General features: G+C 69.8%; 13 protein-coding genes. 6 read left to right on the plus strand and 7 right to left on the minus strand.

Features of this window, described 5'->3' with window-relative positions; genetic code table 11:
* Positions 1 to 3: 3 nt before the first annotated feature.
* On the minus strand, positions 4 to 1,338 hold the full coding sequence (locus ELQ90_RS00345; protein WP_243695938.1) for an NAD(P)-binding domain-containing protein: 1,335 nt from the start codon (positions 1,336 to 1,338) through the stop codon (positions 4 to 6).
* An 80-nt stretch (positions 1,339 to 1,418) separates the two neighbouring features.
* Here ELQ90_RS00345 and ELQ90_RS00350 point away from each other — a divergent pair, with 80 nt between their 5' ends.
* The 4 genes from ELQ90_RS00350 to ELQ90_RS00365 all read left to right on the plus strand — a co-directional run bounded on the left by ELQ90_RS00350 (position 1,419) and on the right by ELQ90_RS00365 (position 4,849).
* Positions 1,419 to 1,772 (plus strand): ArsR/SmtB family transcription factor, encoded by a 354-nt coding sequence (locus tag ELQ90_RS00350; protein WP_128493296.1) that lies wholly within the window; start codon positions 1,419 to 1,421, stop codon positions 1,770 to 1,772.
* A 59-nt stretch (positions 1,773 to 1,831) separates the two neighbouring features.
* A complete protein-coding gene (locus ELQ90_RS00355; protein WP_424980705.1) occupies positions 1,832 to 2,779 on the plus strand; it encodes an aminotransferase class V-fold PLP-dependent enzyme in 948 nt (315 codons plus the stop codon).
* A 62-nt stretch (positions 2,780 to 2,841) separates the two neighbouring features.
* Positions 2,842 to 4,155, plus strand: coding sequence for a TrkH family potassium uptake protein (locus ELQ90_RS00360; RefSeq protein WP_341810143.1), 1,314 nt, complete (start codon positions 2,842 to 2,844; stop codon positions 4,153 to 4,155).
* Positions 4,148 to 4,849 (plus strand): potassium channel family protein, encoded by a 702-nt coding sequence (locus ELQ90_RS00365; protein ID WP_128493298.1) that lies wholly within the window; start codon positions 4,148 to 4,150, stop codon positions 4,847 to 4,849. The genes ELQ90_RS00360 and ELQ90_RS00365 overlap by 8 nt, the downstream gene beginning before the upstream one ends.
* 68 nt (positions 4,850 to 4,917) lie before the next feature.
* Here the strand turns inward: ELQ90_RS00365 and ELQ90_RS00370 are convergent, their stop codons facing one another.
* The gene (locus tag ELQ90_RS00370) at positions 4,918 to 5,769 is read right to left on the minus strand and encodes an SDR family NAD(P)-dependent oxidoreductase (protein WP_128493299.1); all 852 of its coding nucleotides are present in this window, start codon (positions 5,767 to 5,769) and stop codon (positions 4,918 to 4,920) included.
* A 176-nt stretch (positions 5,770 to 5,945) separates the two neighbouring features.
* On the opposite strand from ELQ90_RS00370, the gene ELQ90_RS00375 reads away from it, so the two are divergent.
* Both ELQ90_RS00375 and ELQ90_RS00380 read left to right on the plus strand, forming a co-directional pair.
* Positions 5,946 to 6,824, plus strand: a complete 879-nt coding sequence (locus ELQ90_RS00375) for a helix-turn-helix transcriptional regulator (RefSeq protein WP_128493300.1) — start codon at positions 5,946 to 5,948, stop codon at positions 6,822 to 6,824.
* The gene (locus ELQ90_RS00380; RefSeq protein ID WP_128493301.1) at positions 6,821 to 7,912 is read left to right on the plus strand and encodes an epoxide hydrolase; all 1,092 of its coding nucleotides are present in this window, start codon (positions 6,821 to 6,823) and stop codon (positions 7,910 to 7,912) included. The genes ELQ90_RS00375 and ELQ90_RS00380 overlap by 4 nt, the downstream gene beginning before the upstream one ends.
* 13 nt (positions 7,913 to 7,925) lie before the next feature.
* Here ELQ90_RS00380 and ELQ90_RS00385 read toward each other — a convergent pair whose 3' ends face one another.
* From ELQ90_RS00385 to ELQ90_RS00405, 5 genes are all read right to left on the minus strand, one after another.
* Complete coding sequence (locus ELQ90_RS00385; protein WP_128493302.1) at positions 7,926 to 8,264, minus strand: nuclear transport factor 2 family protein; 339 nt, start codon at positions 8,262 to 8,264, stop codon at positions 7,926 to 7,928.
* Positions 8,265 to 8,313: 49 nt separating this feature from the next.
* The gene (locus tag ELQ90_RS00390) at positions 8,314 to 9,141 is read right to left on the minus strand and encodes a MerR family transcriptional regulator (protein ID WP_208020529.1); all 828 of its coding nucleotides are present in this window, start codon (positions 9,139 to 9,141) and stop codon (positions 8,314 to 8,316) included.
* 44 nt (positions 9,142 to 9,185) lie between these two features.
* Positions 9,186 to 9,857, minus strand: a complete 672-nt coding sequence (locus ELQ90_RS00395; RefSeq protein WP_128493303.1) for an HAD-IA family hydrolase — start codon at positions 9,855 to 9,857, stop codon at positions 9,186 to 9,188.
* A 168-nt stretch (positions 9,858 to 10,025) separates the two neighbouring features.
* Complete coding sequence (locus ELQ90_RS00400; RefSeq protein WP_128493304.1) at positions 10,026 to 10,793, minus strand: carboxymuconolactone decarboxylase family protein; 768 nt, start codon at positions 10,791 to 10,793, stop codon at positions 10,026 to 10,028.
* Positions 10,794 to 10,930: 137 nt separating this feature from the next.
* On the minus strand, positions 10,931 to 11,659 hold the full coding sequence (locus tag ELQ90_RS00405) for a GntR family transcriptional regulator (RefSeq protein ID WP_128493305.1): 729 nt from the start codon (positions 11,657 to 11,659) through the stop codon (positions 10,931 to 10,933).
* Between the last annotated feature and the right edge of the window lie 68 nt (positions 11,660 to 11,727).

Here is an 11,727-nt window from a genome sequence, read left to right on the forward strand (position 1 = left end):
CGATCAGGCGTTCGCCGGGGCGCGACCGATCTGAATGACGGGCTTCTCCGGAAGAGCGCAGCAACTGCCACCGATCGCCGTGCCCGTCGAGTCGAAGAGCCCGGCCCCTCCGCAGACACCCGTGTCGGGGAGTGCCAACTCCTTTCGCGCGGCGGCCTCATGGTCGCCCGCGAGTTCCGCGACGACCGACCGCACCTGCTCGTAGCCCGTCATCGCGAGGAAGGTCGGCGCACGACCGTAGGACTTCGCTCCCACGAGATAGAAGTCGGGCTCCGGCTGGGCGAGATCCCGCACGCCGGTGGCAGCGACCGAACCGCAGGAGTGGATGTTGGGGTCGATCTCGGCGGCGATCCGTACGGGCGCCTGCAACGTCGGGTCGAGTTCGAGACGCAACTCCGAGAGGAAGGACAAGTCGGGACGGAAACCGGTGAGGACGGCGACATGATCGGCGGGAGCGAGTCTCCGTCCGTCCTCCGAGGTGAAAACGACCCGTTCACCGTCGCGGTCGATCCTCTCCACGCGGAAGCCCGTGAACAATTCGATCAGTCCGGCGTCGACGAACTCCCTCGCCGTGATTCCGAGCCGGCCGCGAGCGGGCAACTCGTCGGCCGCGCCTCCTCCGAAGGTGTTCCCGACGGCACCCCGGCGCAACACCCACGTCACGCGTGTCGACGAGTCGCGTCGAGCGATGCGCCCGAGGGCGATCACGGCCGTGACTGCGGAGTGACCGGATCCGACCACGACGTTGTGCGTGCCCTCATAGCGCGTCCGGTGCCGGTAGTCGGGGATGCGGTAGTCGAGCAGCTCGGAGACAGCCCTCTCACCGAGCGCCGGGAGCCCGTCGGCACCGGCCGGGTTCGGAGACGCCCACGTTCCGGTCGCGTCGATCACAGCGCGAGCGTCGAGTCGCTCCTCTTCACCGTTTGCATGCTCGACGTGCACGGTGAAGGGCTGCTCGGCGCGCCCCGCGTCGACGAGCCGGTCGCGGCCACGTCGGGAGACGCCGACGACGCGAGCGCCGTACCGGATCCCCTCGCCGAGCGCGTCGGCGAGCGGCGCGAGATATCCGCTGATCCACTGGGCACCGGTCGGGAAACCGCGGGTCGGTGCGGTCCAGCCGGTGGGCTCAAGTAGGCGGGCGGCGGCAGCATCGACGAGTTCGCTCCACTCGGAGAAGAGCCGGACGTGGCCCCATTCGCGCACGGCGGTGGCCGCGGCGGCCCCGGCTTCGAGCACGATCACGGGGACGCCCCGCTCGGTGAGGTGCGCCGCGGCGGCGAGCCCTTGCGGGCCGGCTCCGATCACGACGACGGGGAGGGTCCCAGTGGTCTGCATCATCCGTCCAATCGATGAGTGTCAATATGACGACTGTGGATTACATATCGACAGATGTCAATATGACGTGCGACACTCGATTCATGACCTCCACGTCCGTCGCGAGCACCTCCACGGTCGGCTGCTGCGTCCTCTCGCCCGGCGAGGTGATCGCCCCGGCCGACGCCGAGCACCTGGCCAGGACGTTCAAGGCGCTCAGTGACCCCAGCAGGATTCGCCTCCTCTCACTCATCGCGTCGGCCGACGGCGGGGAAGCGTGCATCTGCGACTTGACGGATCCGGTGGCACTGTCGCAACCGACGGTGTCGCACCACATGAAGCAGTTGGTCGAGGCGGGACTCGTGACGCGCGAGCAGCGCGGACGCTGGGCGTACTTCCGCGTCGTGCCCGACGCGATCGAGCGGCACGCGCCGTTCCTCACGTCGACCATCCGCTGAGCCGCGCCCGCACGCGCCAAGAGCCGACCGACAGCCTTCCCGCGGGGTAGCGTGACCGTGTGACCACGCCCCCCGCCGCGCCCGAGGCATCGACCCTGGCGTCGCTCGATCCGGCGCCGCTCGATGCGGCCGATCCGCTCGCGTCGTTCCGTGACCGGTTCGTGCAGGGCGGCGGCGTCATGGAGGGCATCGCGCGGGAACTCGGCCTCGAGCTCGACGTCATCGAGGTGGACCGCACCATCGGGGTCACCGCCGGCCAGCTCTCGACGGTGGTCTCGGACGAGACGGCACTCGTCGTCCTGAGCCACGTGGCCTACCGGAGCGGCTACCTCGCGGACATGCCCGGCCTCACCCGCCTCGCGCACGACGCCGGCGCCCTCATCCTCTGGGACGTCTGCCATTCCGCGGGTGCGGTCCCGATGCAGATGGACGAGTGGAGCGTCGATATCGCGGTCGGCTGCTCATACAAGTACCTCAACGGTGGGCCCGGAGCTCCGGCGTTCGCGTACGTGCGCCGCGGGCTCCAGGCCGAGCTCGAGCAGCCGATCCAGGGCTGGATGGGAGCGGCCGACGTCTTCGCGATGGCCGACGTCTACGTGCCGGCCCAGGGGATGCGGCGCTTCTTGAGCGGCACCCCGCCGGTCCTCGCGATGCAGCCGATCGCCGACATGGTCGACCTCGTCGCCGAAGCCGGTATCGAGGCGATCCGGACGAAGTCCGTCGCCCTCACCGAGTACGCGTTGCGTCTCACGGACGCCCTGCTCGCGCCTCTCGGCGTCACCGTCTCCACCCCGCGCGACCCCGAGCTCCGCGGCAGCCACATCACGGTGTCGCACCCCCGCTTCCGGGACGTCACGGCGGCGCTCTGGCGCCGCGGCGTCATCCCCGACTTCCGCTCCCCCGACGGTCTCCGGATCGGCCTCTCGCCGCTGTCGACGTCGTTCGCCGAGGTGCGCCTCGGCATCGACGCCGTCCGCGAGGAACTCGAGCGGGAGACGGCCGCCTGATGGCGGCGTTGGGCGGAAGCGGGCGCGGGCGCGGGCGCGCCCGCCCCACGATCCTCCGGTCCGTGCAGCCGGGTCAGCTCATCGCCCTCGCGTTCGCCGGCGTCCTGGCGATCGGCACGGCGCTGCTGTCGTTGCCCATCGCCGTGCACGGTCGCTCGGCGACGTTCATCGAGGCACTCTTCACGGCGACGAGCGCGTTGTGCGTCACGGGGCACATCGTCGTCGATACCCCGGTGTTCTGGTCTCCGTTCGGCCAGGTCGTCATCCTGGTCCTCATCCAGATCGGCGGTTTCGGGGTGATGTCGCTCGCGACCCTCCTGGGACTCTTCGTCGCGCGTCGCCTCGGGCTCCGGACGCGGCTCACCGCCGTGAGCGAGACGCACACGGTCGCGGTCGGCGACGTGCGTCGCGTCCTCACCGGCGTGGCTCTCATCACCGTGACGATCGAGTTCGCGGTCGCCGTCCTCCTCGCCCTCCGCTGGTGGATCGGCTACGGAGAGGAGCCCGCCCGAGCACTCTGGCTCGGCGTCTTCCACTCCGTCTCGTCGTTCAACAACGCCGGATTCGCCCTCTTCAGCGACAACCTCATGGGCTTCGTCGCGGACCCCTGGATCTGTCTGCCGATCTGCGCCTCGGTCATCCTCGGCGGCCTCGGCTTCCCCGTGATCATGGAGTTGCGGAAGAAGTTCCGCTTCCCGCGCGCGTGGACGCTCAACACCATCACGGTCGTGGTCGGGTCGATCGTCCTGCTCGTCGTCGGCGCCGTCGTCTTGACGATCCTCGAGTGGTCGAACCCCGCGACGCTCGGTGCGCTCGACCCCGCCGGCCGCGTGCTCGGCGGGTTCACGGCGTCGGTGATGCCGAGGACCGCGGGGTTCAACTCGATCGACGTCTCGCAGATGCACCCGGCGAGCTGGCTCGTGACTGACATCCTGATGTTCATCGGCGGCGGACCGGCGGGCACGGCCGGTGGGCTCAAGATCACCACGTTCGCCGTCCTCTTCTTCATCATCGTCGCGGAACTGCGCGGAGACACGGCCGTCAACATGTTCGGCAAGCGGCTGCCCCGCTCGACGCACCGCGAGGCGCTCACGGTCGCCCTGCTGTCCGTGGCGCTCGTGATCGGTGCGACGCTCGCGATCATGCTCATGACGGACTACTCGCTCGACCGCGTCGTGTTCGAGGTCATCTCGGCGTTCGCGACCGTCGGGCTCTCAACGGGGATCACGGCCAGCCTGCCGCCCGCCGCTCAGGCGATCCTCATCGTCCTCATGTTCATTGGGCGCCTCGGTCCCGTCGCCCTCGGCTCGGCCCTCGCTTTGTCCACGCAGAAACGTCAGTACGAACTCCCGAAGGAGCGTCCGATCATTGGATAACCGCAACTCGTTCTTCAGTCGGCGATCCCACCGAGAGGGAGGCGACGCGACCTCGGTCGTCGTCATCGGCCTCGGCCGCTTCGGCGGCGCCCTCGCGACCGAACTCGTCCGCTCCGGCACCGAAGTGCTCGGCGTCGACACAAACGAGGACACGGTGCAGTCGCTCAACGGCGTGCTGACCCACGTCGTCCGAGCGGATTCCACCCGCCAGGCCGCCCTCGACCAGTTGGGCGTCGCGGACTTCGACCGCATCGTCGTCGGCATCGGCTCCGATATCCAGGCGAGCATCCTCACCGCGTCGCTGCTCAAGCGCATGGGCGTCCGCTCCATCTGGGCGAAGGCCATCAGCGAGCAGCACGGGCTCATCCTCGAGCAGCTCGGGGTCGACCACGTCATCTACCCCGAGGCCGACATGGGGCGCCGCGTCGCCCACCTCGTCCGCGGCTCGATGCTCGACTACGTGGAGTTCGACCGGGACCTCGTCGTCGCGAAGACGATCGCGCCGCGCGAGATCATCGGGAAGACCCTCGAGGAGGCGGCCGTGCGGCGCAAGCACGGCATCACGATCGTGAAGATCAAGGGAGCCGACGGTGTCTGGCACGCCGCCGGCGCCGCGTCCGTCGTGAACGAGGGCGACACGCTCATCGTCATCGGACCGGTCGAGCGCACGGAACGGTTCGCCGCCCTCCGCTGACGCGGGTCCTTGCCGCGTCTCCTCGCGAGAGACTCTCTCTCGACGAGACGCGAGACCACAGCGGCGTGTCAGACGTCAGTCGTCACGGCGAGTGCGCGCGACGCCTCGAGGTCGGCCCCGAGCGCCTCGATGCGTCCCTCGGCGAGTCCGAGGGAGTCGGAACCGAGGAACTGGTGCAGGGGCGCGGAACCCGACGTCGCGACGGCGATCATCGCGGCTGCGGCCTTTACGGGGTCGCCGAGCTGGGTGCCCGGCACCTCGTCGAGGTGCTCGCGCACCATCTCGCGGATCGCCGGATACGCGTCGTTCGTCGCGTCCGGTAGTCCGATCGAGACGGGGCGCAGGAAGTCGGTGCGCATGTACCCGGGCTCGACGAGGTTCACGCGGATCCCGTGGTCGGTGACCTCCGCGGCGAGCGACTCCGTGAGAGCCTCGAGCGCGGACTTCCCGGCGCCGTAGAGACCCCAGCCGGGGAAGGGCACGAGACCGACGATCGACGACACGTTGATGATGTGTCCGCTCCGCTGCTCGCGGAGACCGGGGAGCGCGGCGCGGAGGACGTTCCAGACGCCGAAGACCTGCACGTCGAACATCGCACGGGCGTCCGCGTCCGACACCTCCTCGACCGCGGCGAGGTAGCCGTAGCCCGCGTTGTTGACGACCACGTCGAGCCCTCCGAAGCGGTCGTGGGCGGCTGTGATCGCGCTCGACACCTGCTCGGCGGCGGCGAGGTCCACGGTGAGAGCGAGCAGGCGGCTCGTGTCGGCATCGGCGAGCGCCGCGGTGAGCCGCTCGGCGGACCGGCTCGTCGCGACGACGTTGTCTCCGCGTTCGAGGAGCTGGGAGACGAGCTCGAAGCCGAGCCCGCGTGAGGTGCCGGTGACGAACCAGGTGGCGGGTCGATCTGTGGGGTAGGTCATGTCGCTGCTCCTTCGTGTCGAGGTCGACGAGATCCGCCGACCTCTCGAGCCTCCCGCCGTCGTGTGCCGTCCGGGACGGCATAACGCGCCCTGACGTGGCGAGGTCTCCCGAGACGAGGACTCAGCGGTCCACTTCGGGCCTCCCCTCGTGACAGCCGCGACGACACAATGGGTTCATGGCGGACAAGAACACCGAACTCGCCGACTTCCTGCGGCGCGCGCGGAGCCAGTGCGACCCCCAGCGATCGGGCCTTCCGACCGACAGTCGCGTCCGGCGGGTGGCCGGTCTGCGGCGCGAGGAGGTCGCGTTCCTCGCGGGGGTGTCGACCGACTACTACGCACGGCTCGAGCAGGGTCGCCGCATCGTCCCGTCGCCCGCCGTCACCGAGGCGATCGGGCGCGCGCTCGGGCTCGATGCGGCGGGACGGGCGCACCTCGTGGACCTGATCGGAGCGGGGACCGCCGGACCGACGTCGGCGATCCGCCCGGTCCAGCGTGTACGTCCCGGGCTGTATCGACTGCTCGAGACGCTCGACGACGTCCCCGTCCTCGTCCTCGGCCGACGAGCGGACGTCCTCGCGCAGAACCGCATGGGCAAGGCGCTCTTCACCGACTTCGGTCGGTTCCCCGCCGCGCAGCGCAACTACGCGCGTTGGATGTTCCTCGACGAGGGCGCACGCTCACTGTTCGTCGACTGGGAGGACCAGGCCCGCTCCTCGGTCGAGAACCTGCGGTTCGAGGCGGGCACGGATCCCGAGGACCGTGCCACGACCGAACTCGTCGCCGAGTTGCGTTCCTCGAGCCCGGAGTTCGAGCGGTGGTGGAACGAGCACCGCGTGCACCAGCGCACGTACGGCTCCAAGCGGCTGCGGCACCCGATCGCCGGCGACCTCACGGTCGAGTTCGAGACGCTCTCGCTCCCGGGCGACCCCGCCACGACCCTCTTCGCGTACACGACGGAACCGGCCTCGCCCTCGCGCCGCGCGTTCGACGTGCTCGCGAGCTGGTCCCTCACGGGCGGAGATGTCTCCGCCGGACGATTGGAGGATGCATGAGAGAACACACGCTCACCCGGGTCGGTGATGTCGCCCTCGCCGACCTCCGCGCCCGGCTTCGCAATCGCCGCGTGGTACCGCTCCCTCGACTCGACGTTCCGGCGGGAGTGTCCCCGAGACTGCTCGCGGAGGTCCTCGACCACTGGGGCGATGGGTACGACTGGCGGGAGCACGAACGCCGTATCGCCTCGTGGCGATGGCTCGAGACGGAGCACACGGCGGTGCCGCTCCGGCTCGTCGAACGGCTCGCCGATCGCGAAAACGCCCCCGTCGTCGTCCTCCTCCACGGGTGGCCCGACTCGGTCCTCCGCTTCGAGCGCGTCCTCCCCTTGCTCCCTGACGTGACCGTCGTCGTCCCCGCTCTCCCCGGCTTCCCCTTCGCGGCTCCCGTCGAGCGCGGCGGCCTGTCGTCGGTCGAGATGGCGGACGCGGTCGTCGCCGCGATGGCGGAGCTGGGTCATGAGCGATACGTCCTCTCGGCCGGCGACGTCGGATGCGATGTGGCGGAGGCGATCGCCGCGCGGCACGAGGCGTCGGTCGATGCTCTGCACCTCACGGACCTGTCGCAGTACCACTTCCTCGTCGACCTGCCGGGCGAGCTCGACGAGACGGAGTACGCCTACGTGCGTCGCGGGCACGAGTGGCAGGCGAACGAGGGCGGCTACATGCACGAGCAGTCGACCCGCCCGGCGACACTCGCCACCGGGCTCGGTGACTCCCCCGCCGGCCTCGCCGCCTGGATCCTCGAGAAGCTCGTCGACTGGACCGACTCCAACGGCGACCTACGCTCGGCCTTCTCCCTCGACGAGGCACTCACCTGGATCTCGGCGTACTGGTTCAGCGGCGCGATCGGGACGTCCTTCGCCCCCTACGCGGCAGCGGCTCCGAAGGACTGGCCGCGCATCGAGATCCCCACGGTCATGACCGTGTTCCCACGGGATCTCGTCAACGCGCCTCGGCGCTTCGTCGAGCGGTTCTTCAGCGTGTCCGATTGGATCGAGTTTCCCAATGGGGGGCACTTCGCCGCGTGGGAGGAGCCCGAGAGCTACGTGCGCGGAGTGCGCCGCGCTCTCGAGCTCCGCCGCTGACCCGTCGTCCGGATCAAGCCGCGATCGTGAGCTCGCGGATGAGACCGCCGGGTGCGAGGTCGAAGGTGTAGCGCAACTGGACGCGGCCGCCGGGGAAGTCGCCTTCGAGGAGGATGTCGATCACCGCGATGCCGTCGGTCTCGTCCGCGGCAACCCACGTCGACGTGTAGGTGTAGGCGCTCGCCTCACCGCGGAGCCACTCGAGGAGCTCGTCGCGGCCGCGGTAGGTCCGGCCGTTGTCCGTCACGGTCGCGTCGGCCGTGAAGAGATCCACGGCGAGCGCCTTGTCCGCTCCGTCCATGAGCTCATAGAAGGTCGCGATGGAGGGGGAGAGGTCGTCTGTCGTTGTCATGGTTCGACTCTCGGCCTTCCCGTTGGGGGAAGGTCAAGCGCCGCCGAGGTCAGCGCGTGACGCGGAAGACGGGCCACCCGATCTCGGTCTCGACGTCGTCGGAACCGGCGTCCGGTTCTCGCAGGTAGTGCTCGCGGACGGGCCCGGCGACGCCGAGCTCGTTCTCGGCGACGTAGGTGCCGAGCGCCGCGTACGTGTCTCCGATCGACGCGTCAGGACCGCGATGCACGGCCACGGCGAGTTCCGTGGGCGGCAGCGTCTCGGCTCGGGTGCGTCCTCCGAGCGTCGGTATGGAAGCGAGGGACGTGAGCGGCTGGAACAACGCGGCATCACCGCGCTCATCGAGGAACAACTCGGCGGCCCAGAGTCCTCCGAGCGGGCCGGCGATCGAGCAGCCGGCCCGCTCGGCGCGCTCGGCCTGCTCGCGCAGTTCGGCGCTGGCCCCGACGTACCAGTCGCCCAGGTCGGCGAGGTCGATCGTCTGCCGGATCACGAGCGCCGGTGTCGCATCGACACTGCGATGCTCGACCGCCACGGGAGTCGGCGGATCGAGGAGTCGCCGCAATGTCCCGACCGCCGCGATCGTCGCGTCGAGCTGAGCCTCCAACCGACTCAAGTGATCGGCCACGAGCACGTTCCGTCTTGCGATATCGGGCGCGCGCAGGATCTCGCGGACGGTGTCCACGGGCACCTCGAGGGCCCGGAGCCTCCGGATGACCTGGGCGTCGGCGATCTGCTCGGGCGAGTAGAGCCGGTAGCCGTTGTGCGGGTCGATCGCGGCGGGAGCGAGAAGGCCCTCGCGGTGGTAGAACCGCAGCGCTTTCGCGCTCAAGCGCGTCGCTTGCGAGAAGTCGCCGATCGTCATCGTGGGTGCCACGACACCATCCTGGATCGTCGGGACGTGCGGGGTCGAGCGACCCACTACGGCTTCGGCAGCTCCTCGTCGATGAGCAGCTCGCCGTCGACGAAGCGCACGGCGGAGAGATCGGGAACGACGACGTCGGGGAGGAGGCCCTCGGACCACGGCGTGTAGGCGCCCGCTCCGACACCGACGACCCAGCCGGCCCCGGCGGCGCGCGCGGCGGCGATGCCTGCCGGCGCGTCCTCGAAGACGACGCACTCGCCGATCGGGACACCGGCCTGCTCGGCTCCACGCTCGTACGGCTGCGGGTCGGGCTTGCCGCGGTCCACGTCCTCCGCCGTCACGAGGCGCTCGGGGAGCGTGATGCCCGCCGAATTCAGCCGAGCGAGGGCGAGCTTCCGCGGACCGGAGGTGACGGCGACCCACCGACCGGTCGGCAACGACGCCGTGAGAGCGGCGGCACCGGGAATCGCGACCGTCCCGTCGACGGTCTCGAGCTCACGCGCGAGCAGATCCTCGAACGCCTGCTCGACGAGGTCCGCCTCGATGAGCTCGGCGATCGTGTCCATCGCCCGGCGCCCGTGCTGCAGGTCGCGCACGTCGAAGTCGGGCTTGTAGGTCGTCGCCCACGCGGCCCACGCCGCCTCGGCCGACGCGAGCGAGTCGACGAGCACGCCGTCGCAGTCGAAGAGGAAGGCGGACGGACGACCGAGGACACGAGGGGAAGGCATGTCCCCATCCTGTCGCACGTGTGCGGGAGGGAGCATGCGGCTCGGCGAGCGACACCGATCACCGGGCGCGGTCATCGGGCGACCGGCGCTGCACCAATCGACGCAGCGCCGGTCAGAAGGAGCAGCGCTCGGAGGGCGACGGTCGTCGGAGGCCGGCGCCCAGTCCGGTCAGATGGTGTCACCGCGCGCCTCGACCTCTTCCACGAGGATCGGGACCGCGGTCGTTGCCGCGTGGATGCCGATGACGCTCGCGATCTCGAGCACCTCGAGCAGCTCCCCCACCGTGGCGCCGTAACCGAGGGCGTTCTCGTAGTGCAGCTTGAGGCCGGGGACGTAGAGGTGGGTCGCGGCCGCGTCGAACGCGATGTAGACGAACTCGCGCACCTTGGGCGAGAGGGTGCCCGTCTTCCACGGCACCGAGGAGAAGTTCGTGTACGCCTCGAAGAGCTCGGGGTCGAGCTCGAGCATCTCGTCCCAGAACGAGTGCCAGTAACCGCGGTTCGCCGTGAACTCGGCCTTCACGCGCTCCTGGTTCTCGTCGAGGGGCGCCGGACCGGTGCGCAGACCCTTCTCCTCGAGCACTTTGACGAGCAAGGGCACGCCGATGTTCATGGCGTGGATGCCGAGCGTCGAGGTGAGCTCGATGACCTCCATGATCTCCTGCGGCGTGGCCCCGACGTCGAGCGCCGCCTTGATGTGCTGGCGGATACCCGGCTGGTAGAGGTGCGTCGCGGCCGCGTCGACCGCGATGTACATGAGCTCCTTCGTCTTCGCGTCGAGGTGGTTCTTCTTCCACGGCACCATCGAGAAGTCGAGGTAGGAGAGGAGGAACTCCGGGTCGAGGCGGAGGATGCTCTCCCACAGCGGGCTCCACGTGCCGCGCTGCTCGACGAAGGCGTCCTTGATCTCCTGCTGGCGGGGGGTGAATTCGGTCATGTCTGTCTGTACTCCTTGGTTGAGTTGAGTGCCCTTCGGCAGGCTCAGGGACCGTAGAAGGTGTGTGCAGGGGGACGAACGGTCCCTGACCTTGTCGAAGGGTCGACAGGCTCAGGGACAGAGGGACCGCGAGCCGGTCAGGCGTTGTCGCGGAGGGTGCGGAGTGCGAGGCGGGCGGCCGTCTCGATGTGCTCGGTGAGCAGTCGGGCGGCGCGGTCCGAGTTGCGGGCGGCGATGGCGGCGACGATCTCCCGCATCTCCGTGACCACGGCGGGCAGCCGGTGCCGCGTCGCGAGCGACGTGACGCGCAGCACGCGAACGCGGGCCTGGATGGATTCGAGCAGTTGCGTGAGCGACGCCGACTGCGCACCCTCGACGAGCACGTCGTAGAAGACGTCCTTCGCAGCGAGGAACTCGCGGATCTCCACGGCCGAATAGTCGTCCTCGTCCTCGGGGGACTCCCGCTCGAGCAGCGCTGCCATGCCGTCGACCGTGCTGCTGAGGCGCGCGACCTGTTCGTCCGTCGCCCGCTCCACGAAGCGGCGGACGACGAGCGACTCGAGCGATGCCCGCACGTCGTAGAGGTCCTCGGCGTCGTCGAGGGACGGCGCCGCGACGTGCGCGCCGCGCTGCGGGACCACGGCGACGAGACCCTCGCTCGTGAGGACGCTGAGGGCTTCCCGCACGGTCGTTCGCGAGACCCCCATGCTCTCGATCAGCTCTCGCTCGACGAGGCGCTGGCCCGGCTTCAACTGGAAGTCGAGGATCGCCTGCCGCAGTGCGGCCACGACCTGCTCCCGAACGGGCGCCGCGGTACGCCCGAGGGGCGGGAAGCTCCACGGTTCCGCGAGCGAGTTGTCCAGCATGATGCTCCACTGTATCGGCGGGGTGGGACGGCGGGTCCAGGGGTTCCGGGCCGCGGATGCCGCGATCG

Source organism: Labedella phragmitis (assembly GCF_004078635.1).
In the GTDB taxonomy this organism is placed as follows: domain Bacteria; phylum Actinomycetota; class Actinomycetes; order Actinomycetales; family Microbacteriaceae; genus Labedella; species Labedella phragmitis.

What these genes read in the sequence shown, in the direction of transcription:
- ELQ90_RS00345 (WP_243695938.1), bottom strand. Translation starts at nt 1,338, where the DNA reads ATGATGCAGACCACTGGGACCCTCCCCGTCGTCGTGATCGGAGCCGGC.
- ELQ90_RS00350 (WP_128493296.1), top strand. Translation starts at nt 1,419, where the DNA reads ATGACCTCCACGTCCGTCGCGAGCACCTCCACGGTCGGCTGCTGCGTC.
- ELQ90_RS00370 (WP_128493299.1), bottom strand. Translation starts at nt 5,769, where the DNA reads ATGACCTACCCCACAGATCGACCCGCCACCTGGTTCGTCACCGGCACC.
- ELQ90_RS00375 (WP_128493300.1), top strand. Translation starts at nt 5,946, where the DNA reads ATGGCGGACAAGAACACCGAACTCGCCGACTTCCTGCGGCGCGCGCGG.
- ELQ90_RS00380 (WP_128493301.1), top strand. Translation starts at nt 6,821, where the DNA reads ATGAGAGAACACACGCTCACCCGGGTCGGTGATGTCGCCCTCGCCGAC.
- ELQ90_RS00385 (WP_128493302.1), bottom strand. Translation starts at nt 8,264, where the DNA reads ATGACAACGACAGACGACCTCTCCCCCTCCATCGCGACCTTCTATGAG.
- ELQ90_RS00395 (WP_128493303.1), bottom strand. Translation starts at nt 9,857, where the DNA reads ATGCCTTCCCCTCGTGTCCTCGGTCGTCCGTCCGCCTTCCTCTTCGAC.
- ELQ90_RS00400 (WP_128493304.1), bottom strand. Translation starts at nt 10,793, where the DNA reads ATGACCGAATTCACCCCCCGCCAGCAGGAGATCAAGGACGCCTTCGTC.
- ELQ90_RS00405 (WP_128493305.1), bottom strand. Translation starts at nt 11,659, where the DNA reads ATGCTGGACAACTCGCTCGCGGAACCGTGGAGCTTCCCGCCCCTCGGG.